This is a genomic window from Brucepastera parasyntrophica, assembly GCF_022376835.1.
In the GTDB taxonomy this organism is placed as follows: domain Bacteria; phylum Spirochaetota; class Spirochaetia; order Treponematales; family Treponemataceae; genus Brucepastera; species Brucepastera parasyntrophica.
The window spans coordinates 2,507,709-2,534,425 of record NZ_CP084606.1 but is presented as its reverse complement, the minus strand read 5'-3'; the positions used below and the strand labels follow the sequence as shown (position 1 = coordinate 2,534,425).

The 26,717-nt window shown below is 46.3% G+C and carries 24 protein-coding genes, 1 tRNA gene and 1 riboswitch; of the genes, 13 read left to right on the top strand and 12 right to left on the bottom strand.

The window, feature by feature from the left end; translation table 11 throughout:
* Positions 1 to 10: 10 nt before the first annotated feature.
* Positions 11 to 320: riboswitch (cobalamin riboswitch) on the bottom strand.
* An 87-nt stretch (positions 321 to 407) separates the two neighbouring features.
* Positions 408 to 2,024 (top strand): Na+/H+ antiporter NhaC family protein, encoded by a 1,617-nt coding sequence (locus tag K7I13_RS12080; protein ID WP_255946018.1) that lies wholly within the window; start codon positions 408 to 410, stop codon positions 2,022 to 2,024.
* A 199-nt stretch (positions 2,025 to 2,223) separates the two neighbouring features.
* On the opposite strand, the gene K7I13_RS12075 is transcribed toward K7I13_RS12080, so the two are convergent.
* The 4 genes from K7I13_RS12075 to K7I13_RS12060 form a co-directional block, all read right to left on the bottom strand.
* Positions 2,224 to 3,264: a PASTA domain-containing protein gene (locus K7I13_RS12075; protein WP_255946017.1), complete on the bottom strand. Its 1,041-nt coding sequence runs from the start codon at positions 3,262 to 3,264 to the stop codon at positions 2,224 to 2,226.
* 284 nt (positions 3,265 to 3,548) lie between these two features.
* Positions 3,549 to 4,529, bottom strand: a complete 981-nt coding sequence (gene fmt, locus K7I13_RS12070) for a methionyl-tRNA formyltransferase (RefSeq protein WP_255946016.1) — start codon at positions 4,527 to 4,529, stop codon at positions 3,549 to 3,551.
* A gap of 4 nt (positions 4,530 to 4,533) precedes the next feature.
* Positions 4,534 to 5,013: a peptide deformylase gene (gene def / locus K7I13_RS12065; protein WP_439647441.1), complete on the bottom strand. Its 480-nt coding sequence runs from the start codon at positions 5,011 to 5,013 to the stop codon at positions 4,534 to 4,536.
* A 208-nt stretch (positions 5,014 to 5,221) separates the two neighbouring features.
* The gene (locus K7I13_RS12060; RefSeq protein WP_255946014.1) at positions 5,222 to 6,508 is read right to left on the bottom strand and encodes an alpha/beta hydrolase; all 1,287 of its coding nucleotides are present in this window, start codon (positions 6,506 to 6,508) and stop codon (positions 5,222 to 5,224) included.
* Between the two features lie 357 nt (positions 6,509 to 6,865).
* On the opposite strand from K7I13_RS12060, the gene K7I13_RS12055 reads away from it, so the two are divergent.
* From K7I13_RS12055 to proC, 4 genes are all read left to right on the top strand, one after another.
* Entirely contained in the window at positions 6,866 to 7,435 is a 570-nt protein-coding gene (locus tag K7I13_RS12055; RefSeq protein ID WP_255946013.1) for a hypothetical protein, read from the top strand.
* Positions 7,436 to 7,444: 9 nt separating this feature from the next.
* Complete coding sequence (locus K7I13_RS12050) at positions 7,445 to 8,761, top strand: glutamate-5-semialdehyde dehydrogenase (protein WP_255946012.1); 1,317 nt, start codon at positions 7,445 to 7,447, stop codon at positions 8,759 to 8,761.
* Complete coding sequence (gene proB / locus K7I13_RS12045) at positions 8,758 to 9,549, top strand: glutamate 5-kinase (RefSeq protein ID WP_255946011.1); 792 nt, start codon at positions 8,758 to 8,760, stop codon at positions 9,547 to 9,549. Before K7I13_RS12050 ends, proB begins: the two co-directional genes overlap by 4 nt.
* 155 nt (positions 9,550 to 9,704) lie before the next feature.
* Positions 9,705 to 10,514 carry a pyrroline-5-carboxylate reductase gene (proC, locus tag K7I13_RS12040; RefSeq protein ID WP_255946010.1) on the top strand — a complete coding sequence of 270 codons (810 nt, stop codon included), beginning with the start codon at positions 9,705 to 9,707 and terminating at the stop codon, positions 10,512 to 10,514.
* Positions 10,515 to 10,547: 33 nt separating this feature from the next.
* On the opposite strand, the gene K7I13_RS12035 is transcribed toward proC, so the two are convergent.
* Together K7I13_RS12035 and K7I13_RS12030 are read right to left on the bottom strand one after the other, a co-directional pair.
* Positions 10,548 to 10,895, bottom strand: coding sequence for a GNAT family N-acetyltransferase (locus K7I13_RS12035; protein ID WP_255946007.1), 348 nt, complete (start codon positions 10,893 to 10,895; stop codon positions 10,548 to 10,550).
* Positions 10,871 to 11,440, bottom strand: a complete 570-nt coding sequence (locus K7I13_RS12030; protein ID WP_255946005.1) for a hypothetical protein — start codon at positions 11,438 to 11,440, stop codon at positions 10,871 to 10,873. The genes K7I13_RS12035 and K7I13_RS12030 overlap by 25 nt, the downstream gene beginning before the upstream one ends.
* Before the next feature lie 377 nt (positions 11,441 to 11,817).
* Here K7I13_RS12030 and K7I13_RS12025 point away from each other — a divergent pair, with 377 nt between their 5' ends.
* Entirely contained in the window at positions 11,818 to 12,417 is a 600-nt protein-coding gene (locus K7I13_RS12025) for a heavy metal-binding domain-containing protein (RefSeq protein WP_255946003.1), read from the top strand.
* Positions 12,418 to 12,603: 186 nt separating this feature from the next.
* Here K7I13_RS12025 and K7I13_RS12020 read toward each other — a convergent pair whose 3' ends face one another.
* From K7I13_RS12020 to K7I13_RS11995, 6 genes are all read right to left on the bottom strand, one after another.
* Positions 12,604 to 14,145, bottom strand: coding sequence for a glycoside hydrolase family 3 protein (locus K7I13_RS12020; RefSeq protein ID WP_255946001.1), 1,542 nt, complete (start codon positions 14,143 to 14,145; stop codon positions 12,604 to 12,606).
* A 115-nt stretch (positions 14,146 to 14,260) separates the two neighbouring features.
* On the bottom strand, positions 14,261 to 15,223 hold the full coding sequence (gene trxB / locus K7I13_RS12015; RefSeq protein WP_255945999.1) for a thioredoxin-disulfide reductase: 963 nt from the start codon (positions 15,221 to 15,223) through the stop codon (positions 14,261 to 14,263).
* A gap of 29 nt (positions 15,224 to 15,252) precedes the next feature.
* Positions 15,253 to 15,705: a hypothetical protein gene (locus K7I13_RS12010; protein ID WP_255945997.1), complete on the bottom strand. Its 453-nt coding sequence runs from the start codon at positions 15,703 to 15,705 to the stop codon at positions 15,253 to 15,255.
* A 67-nt stretch (positions 15,706 to 15,772) separates the two neighbouring features.
* Positions 15,773 to 17,530, bottom strand: coding sequence for a methyl-accepting chemotaxis protein (locus tag K7I13_RS12005; RefSeq protein ID WP_255945995.1), 1,758 nt, complete (start codon positions 17,528 to 17,530; stop codon positions 15,773 to 15,775).
* Between the two features lie 347 nt (positions 17,531 to 17,877).
* Entirely contained in the window at positions 17,878 to 18,402 is a 525-nt protein-coding gene (locus K7I13_RS12000; protein ID WP_255945993.1) for a hypothetical protein, read from the bottom strand.
* A gap of 294 nt (positions 18,403 to 18,696) precedes the next feature.
* The gene (locus K7I13_RS11995) at positions 18,697 to 19,212 is read right to left on the bottom strand and encodes a hypothetical protein (protein ID WP_255945991.1); all 516 of its coding nucleotides are present in this window, start codon (positions 19,210 to 19,212) and stop codon (positions 18,697 to 18,699) included.
* A gap of 232 nt (positions 19,213 to 19,444) precedes the next feature.
* Here K7I13_RS11995 and K7I13_RS11990 point away from each other — a divergent pair.
* The 7 genes from K7I13_RS11990 to K7I13_RS11960 all read left to right on the top strand — a co-directional run bounded on the left by K7I13_RS11990 (position 19,445) and on the right by K7I13_RS11960 (position 26,556).
* Positions 19,445 to 19,516 (top strand) — tRNA-Cys (locus K7I13_RS11990).
* Between the two features lie 307 nt (positions 19,517 to 19,823).
* Positions 19,824 to 21,659 carry a pyruvate kinase gene (gene pyk / locus K7I13_RS11985; RefSeq protein ID WP_255945989.1) on the top strand — a complete coding sequence of 612 codons (1,836 nt, stop codon included), beginning with the start codon at positions 19,824 to 19,826 and terminating at the stop codon, positions 21,657 to 21,659.
* A 205-nt stretch (positions 21,660 to 21,864) separates the two neighbouring features.
* Positions 21,865 to 22,998 carry an aldo/keto reductase gene (locus K7I13_RS11980; RefSeq protein WP_255945986.1) on the top strand — a complete coding sequence of 378 codons (1,134 nt, stop codon included), beginning with the start codon at positions 21,865 to 21,867 and terminating at the stop codon, positions 22,996 to 22,998.
* Between the two features lie 260 nt (positions 22,999 to 23,258).
* Positions 23,259 to 24,554 carry an SPFH domain-containing protein gene (locus K7I13_RS11975; protein WP_255945984.1) on the top strand — a complete coding sequence of 432 codons (1,296 nt, stop codon included), beginning with the start codon at positions 23,259 to 23,261 and terminating at the stop codon, positions 24,552 to 24,554.
* 21 nt (positions 24,555 to 24,575) lie between these two features.
* The gene (locus K7I13_RS11970; protein WP_255945982.1) at positions 24,576 to 25,289 is read left to right on the top strand and encodes a hypothetical protein; all 714 of its coding nucleotides are present in this window, start codon (positions 24,576 to 24,578) and stop codon (positions 25,287 to 25,289) included.
* Positions 25,279 to 25,758: a PCI domain-containing protein gene (locus K7I13_RS11965; RefSeq protein WP_255945980.1), complete on the top strand. Its 480-nt coding sequence runs from the start codon at positions 25,279 to 25,281 to the stop codon at positions 25,756 to 25,758. The genes K7I13_RS11970 and K7I13_RS11965 overlap by 11 nt, the downstream gene beginning before the upstream one ends.
* A gap of 108 nt (positions 25,759 to 25,866) precedes the next feature.
* Positions 25,867 to 26,556, top strand: a complete 690-nt coding sequence (locus K7I13_RS11960) for a C45 family peptidase (RefSeq protein ID WP_255945978.1) — start codon at positions 25,867 to 25,869, stop codon at positions 26,554 to 26,556.
* Positions 26,557 to 26,717 lie beyond the last annotated feature (161 nt).

Below are 26,717 nucleotides of genomic sequence, written 5' to 3'. Positions count from 1 at the left end.
TCGGGTTCCGGGCTTTTAAATTACCGAAAAGCGTCTCCTGGCTTGCAGATATAAAACAAAAAAGTAAAACTGGATACTATTCTGTTTTTGCGAAAAAAAACTCCGAAACATAAAAACTTTTCAATTTTCAGGTTTCCGGAAGTTTTACACGCGCCCTTCTCGGAATGGATCTGATATATCAAACCCCTGGTATCCAATGGGTAACTGTGCGCGTTCATCACTGCTTACAGTGGCGGGACCGCTGCGGATTCTCACCGCATTCCGTTTTTTCCGGTTTCTACCATTATTCATATAGCCGGAACCAGGTCAAGCGGAAACAATTCAAAAAAAATGTTGAGCGAAACGGAAAGCTCGATTAGAATAAATAGTTGAAGATATGCCAAATATTAAAAGGAGATGTTTATTTTATGGAACATTTTGGAGCCTGGGGGCTTATCCCTCCATTACTGACAATTGCTTTGGCGCTTATAACAAAAGATGTTATTATTTCACTTTTTCTGGGGATCCTTTCCGGCGCGTTAATCGTCGCGGGAGGAAATCCGGCGCTTGCCCTGATGAATACAACAGACATGCTGGCGGATTCACTCAATGACGGGTGGAACATCAGAATTTTCCTGTTCTGTGCGCTTTTGGGCGGCCTTGTGGGAATGCTGTCCCGTACGGGAGCGAGCCACGCCCTCGGAACCTGGGCTTCGAACCACTTGAAAACAAGAAAAACATCGCAGCTTATGGCATGGTTTTTGGGGCTGCTCATTTTTATCGATGACTATTTTAACTCACTGGCAGTCGGAACGATCATGCGGCCCATTACCGACAAACAGAAAATTTCCCGGGCGAAACTCGCGTATATCCTCGACTCGACCGCGGCGCCGGTCTGTATAATCGCGCCGATTTCAAGCTGGGTTGTAACGGTTATGTCGGTTGTCAAAGGCTCCGAAGGCTTTGGAAGTCTGGGGATTTCCGAATTCTCGTTTTTTATCCGCTCCATACCCTATAATCTTTACGCTCTCCTCACCCTTGTTATGGTCCTGATTCTCATCCTGTCGGGAAGAGATTTCGGCCCGATGGCGGCTTCGGAAAAGATGGCAAAAGAACAGGGTCTTTTGTGGAATGAAAAGAAATTCGGCCCCCCTTCGGGCGAGGTCGAACACATTGAAAACAGCAGGGCAAAACCCTTTGATATGCTCTTCCCCATCATTGTACTCATAATTACGGCGGTTGTGTTTTTCCCCGTTACAACCTGGATGGGAGCCGTCGACGGAGAAACAATAACTTCTTTCGGACAGGCTGTTTCATCAATGTCCCTTGCCACGGCCTTTAACGACACAGACGCGTCAGTCGCCCTCTTTTACGCAGTCATCTTTACCATAGTTATCACCTACATATATTATATGTGCCGAAGACTGCTGAATATAAAAACCGCGGCGGCCTCACTGAAAGACGGAATCAGTTCAATGGTACCGGCACTGATTATTCTGACCATGGCCTGGACCATAGGCGGCATAATTAAATATACTCCGGACGAAGGCGGTCTCGGCCTCGCAAATTTCCTTTCGGAAACGGTGGTCAACGGGGGCTTCCCCATATGGCTTCTTCCCTGTATCGCGTTTATTCTTTCAGCGCTTATTTCATTCTCAACAGGAACAAGCTGGGGAACCTTTACTATTATGATCCCTATCGTAATGCCTATTGCGGTCGCTCTGGCCGGGGCAAAAGGTCTTGAAGGCGCTCCGCTTTTAAACGCCGCTATGATCAGTGTTGCCGCTGTTTTAAGCGGGGCGGTATTCGGCGACCATTCCTCGCCCATTTCCGATACCACCATACTGTCCTCAACCGGCGCCGGCTGTCCCCATCTTGAACATGTGACAACCCAGATGCCGTATGCGGTTTTTGTGGCTATCTGCAGTCTGGTCGGATTTATTGCCGGCGGACTGGCCCTGAACACCTTTATAGGATGGGCCGGAACGCTTGTAGTGTTTGCGGCGGGAATGATCTTCCTTCCCAGACTTATAAGCCAGAAGTAAAGCCCGGGGCTTCCCGGCAGCAGGGACGGTTCCGCATGGAACCGTCTTTTTTTAGGGAAAAATTTCCCGCCAAAGTACTATAACAGAGACAGTTATATATCTGTTATGGTATTATATATAAACCATTACTATATCAGACATAATTTCATATATAAAAAATGGCCCGGTTATCTGCCGGGCCGTAAAAAACTATTTGCGTTTAATCCATCATTTCATCTTCAACTGCAGGAGCCCGGACCTCAAAGGTACTGATCTCCCTGTTCAGTATGGTCAGTGCAAGGACAGTACCGCTGGGAACAACATAGGGAATTGTTAAAATCCCTCCGGGATGTTTGAGCGAAACAAGTTCGGCGCGGTCCCCGTTCGGAGAAATTGCATCCAGCCGGATCGTAAAGGGATAGGGATAATCAGGAAGGGTTTCCGTGAATATGCCGTATACATTTCCGTCTGTCGCGGTGACCGGGAATGCTATAACAACGGAAACTCGGGAAAAGGTATTGACAAGAGAATCGCCCGCCGGTATCTGAGACACAATGGTACCCGCGAGTTCATTTCCTTCCGGGTTCCGGGAAGAAAAATCAAAGACAATATCGGAATCTTTTATAACGGACAGGGTCCGCCGGACTGTAAGACCGGTTAAATCGGGAACTCTGGTTTTATTGTTCTCAGGACCGCGGCTCACCACCATATCCATCTGCATCGGACCCGTAATCGGAGTGTCCGGCGGAGGATTCTGCTCAAGAATAGTTCCGGCGGGTTCCGTGCTGAATTGATACAGAACAGGCTCCTTAATAGTAAGAAGCGGCACTGACATGGAGGTAAAAAGGGCCTGCAGGTGCATTTTAACATCATCAATATTCTGGCCGGTAAAATTTTCGACACGGTCAATAATAATGCCCCTGCTGACAACAAGATTTATCCGCCGCCCAGCCTTAACTATGGACCCGGCGGAAGGACTCTGTTCGAGAATAATCCCCTTATCTTCAGGCTGGTCAGAATAGCGGAGCTGTATCCTCGGATACAATTCCTTTGCCTGCATTTCAAGCATAGCGACGGACAGGTCTTTTCCGGTAACCGCCGGGACCATAACCTGTTCGCTGCTTTTAAGGGAAATAAAGAAAATAATTACACAGGCAGCCGCAGTGACAAGAAACATGACCAGGCCGCACAGGAATATTGTTTTGGAATTATTCTCAAGCTTCCGCGAAAGATCATCCATATCCGGTTTTAAAAAACTCATTGTATGATTCCTTTGAACTTACCTTTATACACCTTTAAGTTTAGTTTCTGATATAACGAATTTGTTAATTCGTTATATCAGAAACACTTAGAATCGGAAATAGTCAAATAATTTTAATTATTTGACTATATATCTGTGGAAAAAACAATATTATATTCCGTGGTTACAGTTTTTGACGAAACAGGCCTATGCGCCTGAAAAACCATAGTCTGCAAACCCTTCAGGAATTATAACAAACAATTCTGAACGTATCAATCAGCGTTTACCGGCAGGCATGTACGGTTTTATACGGAGGAACCACTTCCAAGGATGGTATTTTCAAAATTACGGGTGCCATTCATAAATGATTTCCAGTCATTGTTCTTTTTCCCGCGCCATTGAAGCTGCTCAACAGCAAGAATTCCGCCGCCGGTTTGAATAAGAATACCGTCATTCGGGTCTGTTCCCAGAACAAACCCCGGAACGGCTGTTTTGTCCGGCCCGGCATTTTTCCTGTATACATGGGCTCTGTGAATGAGCAGGATATTTTCACCGGCAGGAGTAAAAGTCCCCGGCCATGGATAAAAGGCCCTGATCCGGGCATCCAGTTTTTCTGCGGTATCGGTCCATCGAAGAAGACCGTCTTCCTTTTTCAGGGGAGGCGCATAGGTTGCGAGGGAGCTGTCCTGCGGCTCCGGGTTCAGGGTCCCCGATTCGCAGAGACGGAGCGCCTCAGACAGTAAATCGGCGCCCTCGCGGGCCGCAGTATCCAGAAGGCTGCCGGCAGTTTCAGTACCATTCAGGGATATTTTTTTCTGCAGAATAATATCTCCCGCGTCCATTTCAAGGCCCATTTTCTGGATTGTGATACCGGTTTCCTTGTCGCCTGCAAGAATCGCAGCCTGGATAGGAGTAGCCCCCCTCCACCTGGGCAGGAGGGACGGGTGAATATTCAGGGCACCAAGGCTGAAAAGGGCAAGGGTTTTGGGTCCGAACATTTTTCCGTACGCAAAACAGGCCAGAATATCGGGCTTTGCCGCAGCTATTGCGTCAAGAACAGGACCTGCTACCCTGTCAGGGGTTAAAACAGGCGTCCCGGCAGGAATAAGCCCGGCCTGCCTGAGTTCTTCGGCGGCCTGCGCCACCGGCGTGGGAACAAGTCTTTTTGAACGGCCGGCCGGAGCCGCTGGGTTCGTTAAAACTCCCACAATAATATGGGAACGGGCCGCCGACTGCAGCGCGGGAACGGCACAGTCCGGGCTTCCGGCAAAAAGAACTCTCAGCATATCGTTATGCGTCCTTTTTCGCCGCTTTCTTTATGAATTTCTGTTCGATTTTTGCCTTTTTTTCCTTATCAATGCGGTCAATGAACAGGATACCCTCAAGATGATCATATTCATGCTGGATAATTCTGGCCAGATATCCGCCGGCTTCCAGAGTAAAACGGCGGCCTTTTTCATTTCTCGCCTGAATTGTAATAGATTCGGGGCGGATCACATCTTCATATATTTTGGGGATGCTGAGGCAGCCCTCTTCAAAAACCACCTGCTTTTGCGAGGTTGCTATTATCTGGGGATTGATGAAGGCCCGCCTCACACCGTCGTCAGCCTTCACGATAAAAATCCTCAGACCAAGCCCCACCTGGGGAGCCGCGAGACCGACTCCCTTCTCTTTTTCCATGGCTTCAAACATATCGTTAACCAGTTTCGCTGTTTCTTCCGTGATTTCAGCTACCGGTTCTGCTTTTTTCCTGAGCTCTTCATTTCCCAAATGCAATATCTTCATATATTATAAGGTACCGTTTTGATATTTCATGGTCAATATTCGGAAAAGTCCGGTATAGTCAAATAATTTGAATTCTTTGACTATTTCCGGTTGTATGTGTTTCTGCCGTAAAGAATTAACCAATTTTTTACATCAGAAACTTACATTAAAGAACTATACGTAAAACTCCCGTAACATTTTTCCGGCGGGAATTTTATGTTCCGGACACGAGCCAGAGAAACGCCTGGGGGAAATATTGGGCCCAGGCCGATTCATTATGGGGTTTGCTCCGGTCCAGCAGGGTTTTAATTTTTCCTTCGGGATAACCGTGCTCAGTCAGTTCCCGTCTGAGGAATTCAACATACCGGGCAATGGCGGTTTCGTCACCCGCTGTCCCCCGCTCGGAAGGAAGCGCGGAACCGCCTGAATATATGAATAATTTCGGCAGCGAAGCCGGCTTTGAAAAATCCTTTGAGTCAATGTAGGCGATAACTTCGTCATCAGGGTAAACAGCCAGGGCAGGTGAAAAAACCAGCGCGTATCCGTACGTTTCGGGGTATTCCATGGCCATATAAAAGGACATGATACCTCCCATGCTGCTGCCTCCGACCCCTGTATCAGTCCGTCCGGGTTTGGTGTTGTAGTGTCCGTCAATATAGGGTTTCAGAGTATCCGTTATAAAGGCTGCATATTCAGGGCCGGCAGGAGCTGAAATAAAACCGCTCCCCATCGGGGACCGTTTGAAAGGCGGTGAAAGCTCGTTGCTCCGCAGTCCGCCGCCGTTGTCTATTCCGACTACAATACATCCCCCGTAGGTTCCGTTTTTCATCATTTCCGTAATCGATTCGTCAATTTTCCATTCCCCCGCAAAAGAAGTATAGGAATCAAAAAGGTTCTGACCGTCATGCATATACAAAACAGGGAGCGATTTTGAGGAATCGGTCCCGGAATATCCGTCCGGCAGCCATACCCTGATTGTGCGTTCCCGTTTGTCGGAAAACTGGGGCATTTCAAGCGTAAAAATTTCCAGGGTCCCGGACGTCACCGTTGATTTATCCGTTTTTCCCTTGAACAGGGCGACCGTATCTTTTATAACATTTTTGCTTTTCTTTACCGTATATATCCGGTTGCCGATTTCTCCGCCGGAGGCGCTGCCTTCCACATGATCCCAGGAATTTTTCATGCCGGAAAGCTGAAGGGTCCACTTGTATTCAATTTTTTTACCGGGTTCCGCTTCAATTGTTTTAACGAGCCGGTAAACCGTTTCTCCCGTTTTTTCGGCGACCCAGGCCTGGTCCTGCGGGTTCCACCCGTTAACAGTACCCGCAAGGGTAATTTCAGCGCCGTCAGGAAGCTGTTCAGGAACGGTTACGGTGAAATCGAGAGTGATCATGCCCGGTTCCGAATTTTCCTGCTGTGAAGCACAGGACAAAAACAGCAGGGCAACCACAAAAACAAAACAGACCGGTAATTTTACAGCGTTTTTCAGTCGTAACAGCATATATACTCCTTTACCTTACATTTCTGATATAGTCAGATAGTTTAAATTATTTGACCATATATCTCATTGTATTGCTTTTATAATAGCATGTTTTTATGGTGTGTTATACATCATACATTGCTTTTTACCGCTCTTTTTCTTTTTGCTTTCACTTTTACCGTGAATTCCGGCTTTACGCGGAATTTGTGCCGGCCGGACATATTCAGACCGCCAGAAAGGCGTTTTCTATTTTATTGTGCCGTAAAGAAATAAAACGTATTTTCATATTTCCGTCCCGAAACCGTTCGTTTTCAGAAGATTCCGCCTATATATCAAACCTTGCCTTGACAAAAAAAGCATAAAAGTACATTTTTAGTTATGCAAAATTTCATCTTTGAAAATGACGTATCAATGCCTCTTGCCGTCCGGAACGCGGTTTCGGAAGCGCTCCCTCTGTTTATTGAGACAACAGATGATTCTGTTCTGGCGGATACGGCCATGCAGATCTCCGCAGCCTTTGGGGATGAGGATGATTTCAGAGCGATAATGACAGAAAAAAATACGGCCCGGGATGAAGCTGAAAAAAACCTTGTTTCCAGCTTTCAGAAAAATATCCAATTGCTTGTGCAAAAAACCTGGGTTGAAAAATCGGATATTGCAATGAAAGAAGAAGTCCTGTACCGCATAGACGCCTTATGTAAAAATCTGGCTTCTTACGACTATCATACTTCGCTTTCGGAATTTCTGCCGATTCTTCATGATGTGGTATATCTTCTTTTCGGCACGATCGCACGGACAGATTCATTTCTGGAATATGCCGTACGCATAGATCCGTATTTCGGTTTTTTCTGGTATTATATTAATTCCCTTCCTGCCCATAACGAATGGTCCGAAGAAAAATGCCGGGCGGCCGTCATGCTCGGACTGTGTTTTTTGTCCAACTTCTAGGAGTCTTCTATGGATCTTGATGCCGTTTGCAAAACATTACGCATGGCGGCGGCAGAACTTGCCCAGTGTACGGCGGAGCAGAAAAACATAGCCCTGCTGGGTGTCGCCGGTGCGATAGATAAGGCCCGCAGCGAAATTATCACGGCAAATAAAAAAGATGTTGAACTGGCCAGAAGCGGGGGCATGACCGAGGCAATGATTGTCAGGCTTGCCGTGACGGAAAAAACGCTCGATGAGATCATCGAATCCCTCCACACTCTTGCCGCACAGACAGACCCTATAGGCCAGGTAGTAGCCGGATGGACCGTACCGAACGGTATGCAAATACGGCAGGTACGCGTTCCCTTGGGGGTTGCCGCTGTTATCTATGAATCCAGGCCCAATGTAACGGTAGACGCTTTTGCCCTGGCATATAAGAGTTCGAACGCCGTACTTTTGAGGGGCAGTTCTTCCGCCCTTGAATCAAACAGGGTAATCGTCGCGGCCATACGCAAGGGCCTTGCGGAAGCAGGCGGGGTGGAGAACGCGATAGCGCTTTCCGAGCCCGGAACCGGAGAAAATTCCCATGCCGATGTTGACTGGATATTAAACGCCGCCGGAAAAATTGATGTCGCCCTTCCCCGGGGAGGCGCGGCCCTTATCAAGAGAGTTGTTGAAACAGCCCGGATTCCCGTTATTGAGACAGGGGCCGGAGTCTGCCATACATATATCGATTCTTCGGCAAATGATGAAATGGCTGTTTCGATTACCGAAAATGCAAAAATACAGAAACCTGCCGCCTGTAATGCGGTTGAATGCGTTCTGGTTCACCGGGACCGGATGGAATCCGTTCTTCCGCTCCTGCGGGAAGCCTTTATAAAGTATGAGGCAAAAACAGGCCGGAAAGGCGGGGTTGAACTCCGGTGTGATAACCGCGCCTATGCTTTTTTTAAGGAAGAAGCGGGAAAATCGGGGGCCGGTCTGGCGGAGAATATTATTCAGGCAGCGGATTCCGACTGGGGATATGAATTTCTGGATTACATCCTGGCGGTAAAAATTGTTGACTCCGCTGAAGAGGCCATCGAGTATATCAATGCGCATAATACAAAGCACTCTGAAACAATTGTCACAAATGACAGAACAGCGGCTCGGCTTTTTCAGGCAGGGATAGACGCCGCCTGCGTATATGTTAACGCTTCAACCCGGTTTACTGACGGCGGGCAGTTCGGCATGGGCGCGGAAATCGGGATAAGCACCCAGAAGCTCCATGCCCGCGGCCCTATGGGACTGACAGCCCTGACAACAATAAAATATTATATCGAAGGCGAAGGACAGGTACGTCCATGATACCCACATTAATTAATGATTCCCGGAAAATTGTGATCAAAATAGGATCAAATACGCTCGCGAAAGAGGACGGGACTATCAACCGTGATTTTATGTCAGGCTTTGCCGCGCAGTGCGCCGGCCTGATCAAAAAGGGGAAACAGATTGTTCTTGTCTCGTCAGGAGCCCAGGTGGCGGGTCTTTCCACACTTGACCGCTGGGTGAGAAAACGGGACATTCATTACCGGCAGGCCCTGTGCGCAATCGGGCAGGTGGAACTGATGAACAGCTGGCGGACCGCGTTTTCCGAGTCTAATCTCCGGATCGGACAGCTTCTGCTGACAAAGGACGATTTCCTCGACGGTCACAGGACACTGAATATCAGAAACACGCTTTTTACGCTTGTCGATGAAGGGGTTGTTCCCATTATTAATGAAAACGATTCCGTGGCCTTTGACGAAATCAGAATAGGCGATAATGATAATCTAAGCGCGCTGACCGCGATCCTGTGGGACGCCGACCTGCTTATCCTGTTCAGTGATGTAGACGGGGTCTTTGATAAAAATCCGAAGGAATTCAGGGACGCGAAACTGATAGAAAAGGTAACGGATATGTCTGAACTCCGTAATTCCATTTCAATCGGTACGGCAAATGCCTTTGGGTCGGGCGGAATAAATACAAAGCTGGAAGCCGGAGAAAAGGTGGCGGCGTATGGGATCCCCATGATTCTCGCCAATGGCGCCCATCAGGATGTGCTGGAGGCACTGGCAAACGGGAGCCAGTCAGGAACAGTTTTTCTTCTCAGCTGAATAAATACGGGTCCGGCTGGGCAGCGCATAATTATAGTCAAATAATTTAAATATTTGACTATTTCCGATTCTAAGTGTTTCTGATATAAAGAATTTGCTAATTCTTTATACCAGAAACATAACTTAAAGGTGTACAACCAATAGGAGTTATCCGCATGAAAAAGAAAAAAGCCGGCTGCATAGGAATGGGTGTAATGGGTTCGGCCCTGATGGAATCGATTATCAGGGTCGCAGGCGCTGAAGAAATGATTGTTTTTGATTCCGATAAGGATAAGGCCCGGGACTTTGCCGAACGGACAGGCTGTACGCTTGCCGGCTCCGGCGCGGAAGTCGCCTCTTCCGCAGATTATGTATTTCTCGCTGTCAAACCCCAGTTTCTGAATCCTGTGCTTGCCGAGATTTCGGGACATCTGGATACTGAAACCGTCCTGGTGTCCATGGCGGCGGGAATCAAAATTGATCATATAAAGAAACGGGTTGACAGGCACCCGAAAGTAATCAGAATAATGCCCAACATGCCGGCTGCCGTAAACATGGCAATGATCGCGATCGCGCCCGATGCGGCGGTCCCGGACGAAACCATAGAAGAACTTGAAAGACTGCTTTCCGCGGCGGGACTGACAGAACGGACCGCTGAATCCCTTATGGATGCGTTTACCGCCGTTTCCGGTTCAGGGCCTGCCTATGGCTTTATATTTATCGAAGCGCTTGCGGACGCGGGAGTCAGAATGGGAATTCCCCGCGCACAGGCTATCCGGTACGCGGCCCAAACCCTGAAAGGAGCGGCCGAAATGGTTATCAGAACAGATGAACATCCCGGAGAACTGAAAGACAGGGTCTGCTCTCCCGGTGGTACTACCATAGCCGCTGTGACAAAACTCGAAGAAAAGAATTTCCGCTCGGCGGTTATTGAATCGGCCCTCGCGGCCTGGGAACGTTCAAAAGAATTGGGAAAATCAGAATAAACGAGTGCGTAATCCGAAAGAAAAAAACACATCCTAAAAATAGGAAATCCTGAAACCGGCGTCAGTTTTAAAACCGATCTTTTCATAGACCTTTTTTGCCGCCGGATTGAGAACTTTAACAAAAAGAACTACCTTTCTGCCCAGTACAAGCCTTTTCCTCACAAGATGTGAAACAAGGGCCGTCGCGAGGCCTTGCCCGCGGTACTGGGGGAGAGTATATACGCCGCCAAGCTGGTCCCAGAAAAGCCCCAGGGCATTTGTTCCCGCCTTGGCAAGGGGACAGCCTCCGCTGTACAGAAGGTAAATATGCTGGACCTTCAGGGCTTCCGACAGATTTTTCAGACAGGCGTCCCGGTTCAGGCTTGTGCCGGGAAGAAGCACCTCTTCCTTTTCATATCCCCCTGAAGCGGCAGCAGCAGTTCCGCATCGGCGGAGGTGCATTGACGGATCCCCGGAGAATATCCGTCAATAATTATGGAACTCGGAGAAAAAAAACATAGCTCGTCCAGATCCGTAATTGTCATAAGCTGATAATTAACCGCATAGCTTATATTCCTGTTAACAAGCTGTTCAAGAAAAGAGGTATGACCAGTATCTCCCATAATACAGTAAATTCTGTGTTTTGAGCACAGCCTGCCGATTTCCTTCCGGTAAGATTCAATATCAGTATTTTTTTTGAAAACATGAAGCAGCATTCCGGTCCTGGTCAGGTAAAGGACCCCGTCATATTCGTTCTGCTTTCCTTTTCCGCCAAGCAGAAAAAAGAACCTGTACTGCCCTTCGGGAAAAACGGCCCTTCCGTTTTCCGACAGCTGACTCATTAGTGTTACGCATTGATGTTCAAGGGGAACAAGAAAATTGACCGCGTCCTGGAAATTTTCCGCAGTTACGGGGCGGAGAAGTTTAAATTCGGAAAACAGACCCAATATATGCCTCCGGCATCTGCAATAATATCTGCTGATCAGAACGGCAGACGGTCCGGCTGCCTGCCGGACCAGCCTTCACCATAAATCAAATATACATCATATTTTCATATTTGTCAGATACTGCATTTCCGGACTTTATCTTGACTTTTGTACAAAAGACACGTACAGTCAGAAATATATTCAGAATGAATAGACTTTTGAACAAATCCGGAATATGTCCGGAAAAAGGCAGCGCTTGATAAAAGCACATTCTCCATTTAAATTCCGGCTGTAATAAACGCCCGGAATTTATTGCACAACAATCCGTAATTTTTCCGGATTAAATCTCGGGTGGGTTCCAAAGGCCATCACGAAAGTATTTTAGTTGGAGCAGAAAAATGAAAAACAGAATGGGCTTCTTTTTATCAGTGCTGGTTGTTTTGTGTATGGTGTTTGTCATGTCCTGTATGACAACAGAAAGCGTTTCTTCGGAAAGCACAAATATCCATAATCCCGCGATGGGGTTTGCCGACCTGGAAAGGACGGACTATACAACTGTGGGAAAGGTATCGGGAAGCGGAACAGTGAGTGTTAATAAAGACGGCACTGTAACCGGAGATACGTATAAGTACGGCTATCTGGGTTATATGGGAATGGCCGGCTCGCTCAGGCAGGACGCGGGACTTTTCTCGGGATTTGGCTCAGTGTCGACCACTGTTGCCTCTCCAAGCGAACCTGTTGATATTGCACGGTCAAACGCGATGTATGTAATGATAGAAAACGCAAAGGCACAGAACGCCGATGCGATAATTTTTGTCAATCAGACCGTGAAAAATATAACAAGAGGATCCACCGTTGAAATAACAGTGGAAATCCAGGGTACCGCAATAAAATACCCCGCCGCAGAGCAGCGGAGTATTTTTCTCTCCCGTGGAATTGGTCTCGGGTTTAATACCATGGAACCTATAAAAACTAAAGTTTGCATAAAATTTTTATAAAAATTGTCGCAACGCAGTATTAAACCCTCGCCACGAATAAAAATAAACTGATAACATACATCTTTAATTTAAGTTATTTGACAATATTCCGCACCGCCATGCCCCGGATTTCCGGGGCGTGTATAAATACTATAACCTTATACTATATCAATATAGTATAAGGTTATAGTATAAAAAATTTCCCGCCTAATACATATCTTTAAGAGGCATTGTCCCGTCAGGTTTGAAATCACCGGCCAGGGCTCCAAACGCAGCAATAAAAGACCAGGGCGAATAACTGTATACGGCAAGCGCATTTTGTACCCAGGGAACCTCATTCAGGAGTACAGGTGACAGTATCGAGACAACAATAATATTCGTTTTGCTGTTTTCCATTTCCTTCAGAATTGAAAGGTTGTCCCTGTTCGCAAGACAGAAGATAAGCGTATCATACCGCCGGGCAAGCGCGGGAAGGCTATTATTTATTCCCGCGGTATCGGCTTCCGGAAAACGCTGTTTTCCGAGGGAACGGAAAGATGAAAAAGATCCCGCGATGAGAATGGATTGGCCGGAAACGGGGATTGCAGGATTTTCCCTGACGGTAGTTACCGAGCGGACTGCCTGCGACAGGAAAAAAGACTCACCTTCCCTGTCAGGAATACGTTCCTCAATTTTATCCATATCAGGATAGATTGAATTTTTTCCATCCTTAAAATATTCAAGTTTGGCGAGGATAATCCGCCGGGCGGACCCGGCAACCTGGTCCCGAAACCCGGAGGACTGTTTCATTCTGGTCAGATTTCCTGTCCAGAGGGTATCCTGGAAACCCGGCGTTGTTGATGACTCGATAATATTGTTCCCGGCTTCAATGGCCATTTGGACAGCGCGTGAGACGCTTCCCGCATACTCGGTCGCGCCGTTCATCATCATATCATCGGTAATGATGAGGCCTTCAAAACCCATTTCCTCCCTGAGAAGGGTTTGGAGCAGATAGGGAGAAAAGGTTGCCGGTTTGCCGTCGCCGCCAATATTCGGAAAACTGAGATGCCCGCTCATTATCGCAGGGACCCCTGAATCAATAAGATATCTGAAAGGCACAAGTTCCCGGGAACGGAGTGTTTCCGGATCAATATCAATAACAGGCAGTTTCCCGTGACTGTCTGAATGGGTATGTCCGTGTCCGGGAAAGTGTTTTGCCGTAGTCAGAACCCCGGCGGCAAGGCTTCCCTGTGAAAAGGCCATGCCCAGTATCCCCGCGGCGCGGGCGTCTTCCCCGAAAGAACGGGGGCCAATTATCGTAGAATCATGATCCGTATATAAGTCGACTGTAGGCGCGAAATTGAGATTGATTCCGACCGCCCTCAGTTCCCTGGCTATATAATAGCCTGAATACCAGGCGTCGGACGGCAGGCCTGACGCGCCTATGGCAAGATTCCCGGGGGTCTCGCTTGTAAGGCCCTTGATATGACGGATCCAGCCGCCTTCCTGATCGGTCGCAACAAAGAGAGGAATACGGAACCTGCCGGTTTCGGCCTTCCGCTGGAGAAGCGTAACGGATTCAGCGACCTTTCTGGTATTATCAGTATTCCAGCCGAAAATCTTTATGCTTCCCAGGGAGCGCTCTTCGACCCATCTGATAACTTCCCTGCTCGGGTCGGTTCCCGCCCAGCCGAACATCAGCATCTGGGCAAGGAGTTCCTCATCCGTCATCGCGGAAACAATGCGGTCAGCCAGTTCCTCATGGGGCATATTATCCCAGAAGTCAGGGAGCTGTTTCCGGGACTGAGCTGACGCCGGGTAAAGTGAAAAAAATAAAACCAGGACAATAATACACAGCCTGTGTATTCCGGGGAACTTCAATTTATCAGGTTCCCCGGATGTGGATGTCGATATACTCAGCCGCACTCCGGGCAGCTATTGCCCCGTCAGCCGCGGCAGTTACAAGCTGCCTGAAGGGTTTTGCGCGCAGGTCGCCGGCCGCGAACAGTCCGGGAATGGAAGTCTGCATGTTTTCGTCGGTAATTAAATATCCGGCTTCATCCTTTCTGGCGAGGGCGGCGAGTTCCGTGCGGGGGTCCATTCCGATGGAAATAAACACGGCGTCGCAGGCGACTTCCTCCGCAGCTCCCGTATGCACATTTTCAACGGTTATGGATGTCAGTTTTTCATGGCCGTTCTCATTTTTTGAACCATTGATTGCGGTCACAACTGAATTAAACCTCACATGGATATGAGGGTTTTTCAGGGTCCTCTCCGCTAATGCCCGCTGGGCGCGGAAAGTATGCTTTCTGTGTATGATGGTTACCCTGTCAGTCAGATGGGCAAGAAATCCCGCCTCATCACAGGCAGCGTCGCCGCCGCCTATTATGACAATATGCTTATTCCTGAAAAGGGGGCCGTCGCAATTTGCGCAGTATGAAACACCTTTCCCGTAAAATTCAAATTCTCCCGGAATACCAAGTTGGCGGTGCGCCGCGCCGGTTGCCAGAACAACTGTCTTTGCTTCGAGGGTCTGGATGCTGTCATCCGATTTTTCGACCGAGACCGAAAACAAATGCTTTTTCTTTCCCAGTCCGGTAACCTTCCCTGAAAGGAATTTCGATCCGAACTGAACGGCCTGCAGCTTCATTTTTTCGGCAAAAGTAAACCCGTCTATGGGTTCGGGGAATCCGGGGTAATTTTCAAGAAGGGGAATAAGGGTAGCCTGTCCGCCCTCCATCTTTTCTTCAATTACAAGCGCATTCAGATTTGATCTGCATGCATATTGTGCGGTTACCAGACCGGCTGTACCCGCCCCTATAATAATCAAATCATATATCTCATCCATAAGATACAGTGTATGAATTGTTCAGCCTTTCAGTCAAGCCAATACACCCGGTCAGGGGCTTTTTCGATCAGGTAGATACGTGTATATCTGCCGGAATTTTCGACGCGGACATCATCAGGGAAATAGGTACTGTGGAGAAACCATACTACATCGAGCATGTCGGGAAAAGAGTTTGACGCGCTGTACCGGTAGTACAATTCGGCGTCCTCAAGGAGTTCCTTTTTTGACTCGTCATTGGTCGCCTCGGGATCAATCGCGGCCCGGAGCTGGCTGCGCAGGCCGCCGTACCACGCATGGGTCACGGCCAGCAAATTCAGTTTTTTGGTCTCATCCATCCGGTACAGTTCGTAAATTCCTGAAACGGAAGGGACCTGCAGTGTAATTTCATATTTATCAGCCTTTTTCAGTGCCGACCAGTTTAGCGTATAAAAGGCTTCCGTATTTTTTATTTTTACGGTTATAGTTGGTTCGGTCTTATACATTTTCAATCCTTTTGGCTGAGGCCCTGACTTCTGAACAGGAGATCAAACCGGAATCAGAATAATTGCATTACCCGTTGGTTTTGGCCGATATTGAACGCGCCTCCTCCAGTGATTCCGCAATATGCTGGCTTGCCTGACGTATGCCCTGCACACTTTCGTTTACCTCTTCCGAGGCGGACTGAAGTCCTTTTATCTCGGATGAAATTTCCCCGCTGCCCTTATGGATTTCAGCTGAGCCGTCTCTGACCTGTTCAGTCATATCCTGAATTGTTTTCAGGGCGCGCAGGATCTGGGTCCCGCCGGCGGCCTGCTCTTCTATAGCATTGTTGACGACGGCAAAGGAATTGCTCATGTTATTTACTTCATTGAACATTTCAGTCATTGTGTCGGTAGTCTCTTTTGAAGCTTCCAGAATATTTTCGATGCCTTCCTGCATCCGCGTGATTTCAACGGCAATTGCCGTTGATTCTTCGGCGGAGGATTCCGCCAGTTTCCTGATTTCATCCGCGACAACCGCGAAACCTTTTCCGGCGTCGCCGGCGTGAGCAGCTTCAATCGCCGCGTTCATCGCGAGAATATTTGTCTGCCCCGCAATATTCGATATGGCCGTATTCGCGTCCTGTAAAGCCGCCGACTGCTGCGATATACGTTTGACTTCCTCCATAAGCATTTCCAGTTTTCTCTGCCCGTTGTCGGAAGATGCGGTCAACCGGTCGGTGGTTTTATGAACTTCCCCGACTACATTCCGGATTGACGCTATATTCGCAATCATTTGTTCTATTGATGCCGACGATTCGGTGATATTTACAGCCTGAGTCTGGACGGCCTTATTCAGGGACTCAATATTCCTGATTATCTGCCCGACAGAATTCGTTGTATGCTGCACGGATTCGAGCTGGAACGCGGCTTTGTTCTGTACGGAATCCATATTATTTGAAATGAGTTCCAGATCATCTGAAGATTTTTCAATCGCGACGTCAAGCGTTTTACTGATATTTTTTGTCTGCTCAAGGTTCCCGTTAAGGGTATCAAGAGTCTGACGGAAATTGTCCCTGATTTTAATAAGGGCATTCTGGATTGCCCCTATTTCATCCTCTCTGGTAACCGACATTTCCGCGGCAAAATCCATATCGGCCAGGTCGCCGGCCATCCGGAGAGCCTGGTTGATTGGAGTCAGCAGGGATTTGGAAAGGACGAGGGCCAGGATAACGGCAAGCAAAACGGCAAACCCGAGGGAAAACAGAAAAGAGACCAGCGCACTGCGGTACAGTCCGTCCAGGAATGAAACTTCGTAATCCAGGGCCAATAAGGCGACGACCCTGTTGTTCCGGATTACGGGCAGATATCCTCCGATAAAAGTACCCCATTCATCAGTATAGGGTTTTTTCATGATCTGCATTTTCCCGGTATTGTATGCGATATCCATTTCATCCGGCTGGTCTTCGAGTTCATACACGGAAAGAAACAGTTCTTCAAACATTTCCTCAATGAGGAATTCCGCATCGAAAATAAACCTGTATCCTTCCGGGACTTTCTGGAGGAGATAGATATAGCCCAGATTATATGCCTGCGCAATGTTCTGCAGATTCCGGATGAATTCCCGGTATTCCGGAGTCATTTCCTGCGCGGCCCCGATCAGATAATCAATATCGCCTATAAAAGGATAATTATTATCAATCATCTCGGCGGTGCTTTTCAGGGTATTAGAATAAGTATATTGTATGTAATTTGAATACTGGATATACATGCCTGCCCCGGCGCCTGCCGAAGCAACAATACATAAACCGATAAAAAAAAGGAAAAACCTTGTACGCAAGCTTTTCATGAGGAATCCTCCGGAATACCGCCTGACATGCATTACGGGCAATGACACGGCGATATGCCTTATAATATACATTTTCACGCTGAAAATACAAGGAGAAAAATTAGGGGCGGCTTTGTTTTTATAATGTAACAAATAAAAACCGTTTTATTTTTGAGGCGGCTGTCAATTACGGATTACCAAAAGCAGCATTATTTCCGGATGTAAGAATACCCATTAAGAAAGCTGATCAGTCTTTTTTTAGTCTTTCTCATATGCTGTACCAGACCTCCCTGTTTATTCAGAATATATAAAAGAGCTTTTTTACTCCGGAAATTCCAGCAGCCTGGGTATCCCGTATAAGCATGATTTTATATTAACAAAATATAATAGGGAATTTCTTCAATTAATAAAACCATAGTGTTTTTTGGTATCTGAAAATACGCATCAGTATAATAATAAAACACGGAAACTTCATACGCGGTATTCCCTGTCACATAATATGCGGTAAAGGACAAACAGTCCTGATAATCATCTTTACAGTTTTCCGGTGTGCTAACAAGGCCAAACCAGTTAAGATTGGCGGGAATTTCCGTATAACATTCCTGTGCAAGTGTATTGAAATCTTCCAGTGAGGCGCCTGTCCATCCTATTTTCACTTTCGCATATGAAGAAGCGGTTGTTTCCGGTGTCACAAAAACATAATCTACAGTCAGACCGGGCAGGTCCAGTGTCGAAGATGTCAGCCCGACGCAGCCCCATTCTGTCTCAGCAGGCAATGATGTACGTCCCAAAGGGTTTTTGTCACCATTCGTTCCGGTATCACAGGCTGTGAAAAACACCAGGACTATGACCAGGCACAGCAGGGCGCCCGGAAATTTGTTCACTTTGTTCATAAAAACCTCACTTTTGCTACATTATACGGATATTTTGCGGATACTCATGACCATTCACCACATATCCATAGCGGTTACAGTATATACTGCAATTATCTTTTTTAAAAGAAAAATACAATATCTTCAAAATGGGGCTTCCTTTATTATCCGGCGGAGGAGAAGAAAAATCTGGAAATGACTGTATTAATAGACGGTAGATATTCTTACAGTGACCGTGAAACAGGTCAGTTTTGGGGAAATCTTTATTAATAATAACCGCCGGCCTGGTTACAGCCGGACCGGAACAGAATATCCCTAAAAATCGGGATATTCGATAATGTGAAGCGCAAGCGTTCCGTTCACTATCCCGGTAAGTTCGTAATAATCATCATAAAAGTAGCGGATAAAGATCTGGTACGCAGTCGCTGAAGTCTTGTAGTAGGCCTCAAACTCCCAGAAATGGGAACTGTCCCGTTTAAGGCTTTCCAATGCAGACACTTTCCCGAACCAGTTAAGATTGGCGGGAATCTTTGTAAAACACTCTCCGGCAAGCGCATTGAAATCATCCAGGCTCGCGCCGGACCATATAAGGTCAATACCTTTTTCGTCAGCGCCGGTGGATTTCGCCCTGATAGTACTCGAGGCAAGCGTCAGATTGGGCAGCTTCAGTGTTGAAGCGGTCAATTCAACATAACCCCATTCGGTTCCCGTCGGCAGTACCGCCGGAGTACGGGATTCTTCAGCGCCTTTTCCGGTGGCGCAGGCGGCAAAAAGCACAAAACACGGTATCAGGCACAGTAAAACGGCCGGCAACTTACTCGCTTTGTTCATAAAACCCCCACTTTTGCTGCATCGATCAGACATACGACAGGAAATAGTGTATCTTTCTCCCGGCATATATCTAATATAAGAAAATTATATAGCACCATGGCCAAATTTTCCAAATAAAAAACTTTTTTTTTCAAGGACAGGAGGTTTTTCTGAAACATTTCATAATTTTCAGATTGTTTTTCTCCGGGTTATGGACAAATCTCTTATAATCCGTTATCTTTTAGAAGTAATCGGCGCCGTACCCAAGCGGTAAGGGAGAGGTCTGCAAAACCTTTATGCATCAGTTCGATTCTGATCGGCGCCTGTCATAAAACGTTCCCTGTCCGGGAACGTTTTTTTTATTCAGGGCAGAGCCTAATCCTTCGTACTCTGACAGAGATATTTTATTCCGGACTGCATAAAGACTGAAAATCTGAAAAAAAAGTTCCGGTTTTTATAATTATGCTTTATATTTATGTAAGGCGGCTCAAAATGCTGTATTTATCCTGGCTGCATTTGTGAGGTCTAGTCAAATAATTTAAATTATTTGACTATTTCCGATTGTACGTGTTTCTGATATAAAGAATCAGTTAATCCTTTATACCAGAAACGTAAAGTAAAGGTGTATAAAGATGATCCGGAGAAAAACAAAGATAGTCTGTTCAATGGGGCCTACTGCCGAAAATATTGATATTGTATGCGACCTTCTCAGGGCAGGAATGAATGTCGCCCGCTTTAATTTTTCCCATGGGAATCAGGTTTACCACCGTAAAAATATGGAAACCGTCAAAAGGGCTTCGCAGATTACAGGTATTCCGTGTGCGCTTCTGCTTGATACAAAGGGCCCGGAAATACGGACCGGTCTTGTTCCGGATGACGGAGTAATCGAAGTCCACAAGGATGAAACCTTTATTTTTACTGTAGATGACGGCCCGACGCTTGCCGCGAAAGCGGACATCCCGGGACGAATCTCCCTGAGCTGGAAAAAGCTTCCCGAAGAAATAAAGCCCGACAACCGTATTCTGATTGCCGACGGCCTTATCGGCTTTCTTGTCCTTGAAACTGACGGGAAAACGGAAATAACCTGCAGGGCTCTGAATACGGCAAAAATGGGAAGCAGGAAAAATGTCAATGTTATCGGGGTTCATCCTGATATTCCCATTCTGAGCGAGCAGGATAAAAAGGACATAGAATTCGGCATTGAAATGGGGATAGACTATATTGCGGCAAGCTTTGTCAGCTCGCCCGCCGACGTGATTGCCATCCTGAGGTTTATCGAGCCGTTCAATTCAAAAGTCAGGCTTATTGCAAAAATAGAAAACGAGGAAGGGCTGGATAATATTGAAGACATTGTAGCGGTTTCGGCGGGAATAATGGTTGCGCGCGGAGATATGGGTGTCCAGCTTGAAACGGAACGTATCCCGCTCGCGCAGAAAAGAATCATCCAGACCTGCAATCTTGCCGGCAAACCGGTTATAACGGCTACCCAAATGCTCGACTCAATGATTGTCAACCCTACCCCGACAAGGGCCGAATTAACGGATGTTGCAAACGCAATCTTTGACGGTACGGACGCCGTCATGCTTTCCGGGGAAACCGCGAACGGGGCGTATCCTGTCGAATCCGTCAAAATGATGACGAAAATAGCGCTCACTGTCGAAGCCTCTCCCGAGTATAAAAAGAAAATGAGGGATTTTCATTCGCTGGACCATAATAACAGTGATGTAGCTGAAATAATTACCCACGCGGCATACCGGACCGCTACCGAAATTGCGGCTGCGGCAATTATTACACCTACCCTTTCCGGAAATACGGCCCGGCTTCTGAGCACTTTCCGGCCTGAACAGCCGATAATTGCGGCTACGCCCCACGAAATCGTACAGCGCCAGCTCTTGCTCAATTGGGGTGTTGTGCCTCTGCTGGTCAAGATGGCCGAGGATTCCGAAGAGATGACGCAGAATACCATCAGGGCCTCACTCGATGCGGGTTTTCTGGAACCCCTGGATAAAATTGTTATGGTAGCCGGCATGCCTCTGAGCAGCCCGATTATGGTAAACAGTATCAGGGTTCTGATTGTCGGCAATGTTCTGGCCCGGGGTGTAAACGGCGGAGGAGTTCTTCCCCAGCCGAAGGACGCTGACGATACGACGAAGAAGAAAAATCTGTGCAGGGTTACCGGCCGGGTGGTACGCGCCGAGTCGGCCTACGAAGCTTTTTCAGTACTCAAGAAAAAAGGCGGAGAAATACTGGTCACCCGTAATTTTGATATGGATTTTATTCCCCTGCTCAGGGTAGTTGACGGTCTGGTAATTGAAAACCCGACGGATATAAATGAAGAAACGCTGACTTCGGCAAATCCGAATTTAATATGGATTTCCCAGGTCCCCGGCGCGATGCGGATACTGGAACAGGGACTTACCGTTACACTGGACAGCGGGGAAAAACTGATATACGACGGAACATTCTAAACCCGGAAAAGGCCCGGGACAATGCAAGAAACAGTTGCTGACCGGGCAAAAAGATAGTAAGCCGGCGGCACATAAGCAGAATCCACACGGGAACCTAAGCAGGGTTTCCGTACACTGAAACAAGAATGTGTATGGATTCCGGTTTTTATGTGTATTCCCGGTATACACATACTTTTCTTTTTTCATACACATAAGGAGAATTGATATGGAAAAACGTCATTTTAAATCTATCAAAGAAGACCTGTCATTGCTCGGGTTCGGGTGTATGCGTCTCCCGGTAACGGATAAATCAGGACAGGACATTGACCGGGCCGCCGCTGAAAAAATGATTGACAGGGCAATTGAAAACGGTGTGAATTATTTTGATACCGCGTGGACATACCATAACGGAATGAGTGAAATATTTATTGGAGAAGCTTTAAAAAAATACCCGCGTGAAAAATTTTTTCTCGCAACCAAAATGCCTACATGGAACGCGGTCCAGTCGACCGCAGATGCTGAAAGAATTTTCAGTGAGCAGTTAAAAAAATGCGGCGTTGACTATTTTGACTTTTATCTGGCGCACGCCCTGACTGCCGAACATTTTGCAAACTTTGAAAAATACGAAGTTTATGAACTGCTTGATAGAAAAAAGAAGGAAGGAAAAATCCGCCATCTGGGATTTTCTTTCCATGATACGCCGGATGTGCTCCGGGATATTATTTCATCCCATACATGGGACTTTGTACAGCTTCAGATAAATTACTTTGACTGGGAGACTAACGGGGCAAAAGAGCAGTATGAAATAGCGGAGAAAAACAGTCTTCCGGTAATTGTAATGGAACCGGTACGGGGAGGATCACTTGCGTCACTGAATGAAAAAGCGTCGGCAATACTCAGAGAGGCCGATCCCGGTAAAAGTGCCGCGTCCTGGGCGGTCCGCTTTGCGGCTTCACTTCCCAATGTCCTGACAGTCCTCAGCGGGATGAGTACTATGGAGCAGGTTGATGATAATCTGAAAACGATGAATGACTTCCGTCCTCTTAACGGGGATGAATACGAAACTATCAAAATAGCCCTTTCGGCATTCCGCACTGCGGACATGGTTCCCTGTACGGGATGCAGATATTGCATGGATTGTCCATTCGGAGTTGATATTCCCGGTAATTTTTCCATCTTCAATGAATTCTGCGGCAGCAGAAATCGCGAGGCCTTTGATACGGCCATGAAAAATCTTGGGGAATCGGCGCAGCCGGACAAGTGTACCCGGTGCGGAACCTGCGTTGAACTCTGTCCGCAGAAAATCAATATCCCGGATGAGCTTGAGAAAATTTCCTCTCTCGTTCACGGAGGCCGGTAAAACAGTGCCGTCTTGTGTCTGGGAAAATGGCAGCAGCTTAAGACTTCTTTCGGTCTGCGAACAGGAATTTGATGGACAATACTCGCCGGCAGTTACAGACGTATCTGCCGCGGGTCAGATTTGTTTACAAAAAAATACCGGAAAGTAATGTAATTTTTTTACTATTTTTGATTTTCATGCTATAATTTTGAAAAGTTACGCATGTTCAAACATTTATCGCAGTAGTATCCAAATTTATTAAGGTTTAAGGCAGAAATATCATGGCAATAGTAGATGTTGTAAAGTATAATGGTCCGGCGGATACATTTGTCTGGAAATACCCGAGTGTAGATCTGGGAACATGGACCCAACTAATTGTAAATGAATCACAGGAAGCTGTTTTTTTCAAGGGAGGCAGAGCTCTCGATGTTTTCGGTCCCGGTCGGCACACTCTGGACACCGCCAATCTTCCCCTGCTTAACAAGATCATCAATCTCCCTTTCGGGGGAAAATCACCTTTTACAGCTGAAATCTGGTATATCAATAAACTCAATGTTCTCGATATAAAATGGGGAACGCCAACTCCCATTCAGATTCAGGATCCCAAATACAAGGTCATGGTACCGGTCCGGTCATTCGGTCATTTCGGTATCAGAATTGAAAACTCAAAGCAGTTCATGGTAAAACTTGTCGGGACCATGCCGGCCTTTAAACAACAGGATATCGTAAACCATTTCAGGGGTCTATATATCACGAAGGTAAAAGACAGCATTTCCGGCTATCTGGTACATAAAAATGTTTCTATTCTGGAAATCAATGCATATCTGGTTGAATTATCCAATTATATAAAACAGAAAATTGAACCTTTCTTTGCAGAATATGGCATACAAGTGGTCAACTTCTATGTTAATGATATAAATGTACCTGAAGATGATGAGGCAGTTAAAACTCTGAAAAAAGCACTGGCTAAACGGGCAGAAATGGATATCATCGGATACAATTACCAGCAGGAACGCTCTTTTGATTCCCTGGAAGGTGCGGCAAAAAACCAGGGTTCGTTTGGATCCGGATTTATGGGCGCGGGGATTGGCTTGGGTATGGGCGCAGCCGCGGGAAGAAGTTTCGGGATGATGATGCAGGATGTGGGAAAAGTTGTACAGACAACAGGGACTACGCTGTGTCCAAAATGCCATACCAGCGTTAATCAGGATTCTCTTTTTTGCTTTACGTGCGGACATAAACTGAAGGAAATGCATACACAGCGCAACACCAAAATCACATGCAGCAAATGCAGTTTTGCATACAAGCCGGATGTAAAATTCTGTCCCGAATGCGGCGATAAATATAACCCCTGCCCGAAATGCGGAGCGGATTTAAATGAGGGGACAAAAAAATGTACTTCCTGCGGGGCTGAAATGTCCGAACCCTGCCAGAAATGCGGACATATTTCTGAAAATTCAAAAACAAAATTCTGTCCCGAGTGCGGAACAACAATGGAAAAAAAATGTCCTGCCTGCGATATATCCATTACAGGCAGTCCCAAATTCTGTCCCGAATGCGGACAAAAACTTACATAATACAAAACCAGAGGTATCAGTATGATAAAACGTACAAATATTACAGCAATTATCGGTAGTATCTGTGTCTTGCTAACACTGCTGATCTTCTTTTTAGTACCTGCTTATGAAAGAACGCTCATTAACTGGCTAGGACTTTCGTTTATACTGCTTGCCGAAGCCGTTTGTACATGCGGAATTATTGTATTGGACAGGGCGGCGACTTCATCCGGTGGGATAATGCTTCGTTCTGGAGGGATATCCGTACTTCTATTATACGCGGCGGCTTCTATTTTCATTTCAATCCTGTTCCAGTTATTATTCAGAGACAGTATCCGTCTTTTTATTATACTGCAGGCAGTAATAATAGCGATCGCAGGAATTCTGTTTTTGATTATCCTCACGGCAGGTTTAAATACGGCGGCAAGGAATGAAAAAGTCTTGAATACAGTATCGGAAATGCAGTCGCTTGCTGACAGAATAGCATTCCTAAAAAATAATGAAAAAAATACGGCTTACAAGCCCCGGCTTGAAAAACTGTATGAATCGATACTGTATACCGACAGCACGCTGCCGATAACAAATGACGGTAAAATTGCGGGTAAATGTACTGAACTTGAACAGGTTTTTGCCGGGGCGGGAGATGGAGAGGAATCAAAAATTGACAGTCTTATATATGAAATACAGTTATTGATAAACCAAAAAGTTGCGGAATCAAAAGCGGCAAAGAGAGGGATATTTAGTTATGGAATTTAACGAAGAAACAAAAATACTCATTGAAACGAAAAAGAAAATAGGCAGAAGAAGAAAAATAATAGGCGTAATACTTATGGTTTCCGGGGGAGTCCTTTTGGCGGTCTGGGTCGGAATATTACTATTAGTTGTGGGTATTTTTTTGTTTGGGGCAGGATGTGGAGAAGACATTTTTATCAAAACCTTTAAAACGTATTATGAAATCTTCTCTGGCAATCAGACATATTCAATTTCCCAATTGGCGGAGGAAACGAAATCATCGGAAAAATCCGTAAAGTCAAATCTCAACAATTTAATCCGGGATCAATATTTTCCCGGGGCATATATTGATGAAAAAAATAATCTTCTGGTACTTCGCAAGGAAATGTTTCCTGAGAACAGTACATCTCAAACGGCCTCATGCAGGGCTTGCGGAGCCCCGGTTGAAACCGGCGGTCCGGAATGTGCATTCTGCGGTACCCCGTTTAAATAATTCTCTACTGCGAGCATGGCGCATTACTTTGTCCGGCAAAATAAAAATTAGGGACGGATTGATCGTAATGCTGAAATAACTGATAACAATATTTGTACAGGAAAAAACATGTGCACCAGTTTTATTGACAGAAGAAATGACATAATAACAGCGATGAATTTTGATAACAACGGCATGATATTTAGTTTAAACCTGAAAAATCCGCAAATTTTTATGGTTTGTATAAAAGATGAAAATAACGGCAGAAACTATCCGTCCTTTGGCGTGAACAGCAATGGCACATTTATAAATTCCCTATTAGTTGATTCGAACGGGAAAGGTTTGTATAAAAGGGGAAAAAATACTGTTAACGCCGTAAAGCTTGTTCAAAATATACTTACCGGAAATATGGGAGGTATGAATGATTTGGGCAGGTATATTGAAAGCGTTGAAATTGTGAATGTTCCAAATATCAGCGTCCACTGCATGATCACTGATAAAAATGGAAATGCGTATGTAATTGAACCCGGGCGGGGGAATATATATAGTCCGTTTAATGAATCACCGTATTTTATAATGACAAACTTTTCCCTTATTGATAACAGAACAGATAATTCCTGCTGCAGATACTCCGAAACAGAAAAATTACTGCAAAAAGAAAAGAGTCCGGATGTAAACAGCGCATTAAGGATACTTGAAAGAGTAAAGCAGGAAGAAGAATGGAAAACGGAATTTTCAATGGTATATTCACAAAAAGAAAACAAGGTGTATTATTGCTACAATGCCGATTTTAAAAATATACTGGAATATAAATTCTGATATAGGTCTGCCCTGAAAACCGGACCGGAACCACATCCGTTCGGCGCCCGCTCCGTTTCGATTCCCCTTCAGCACGAAAAAAAAGAACCATCTCTAAAGAGATGGTTCCTGTTGAGCAGCCAAGAAAGGGAATCGCCTTACGTTCGGGAACTTTCCTGTTC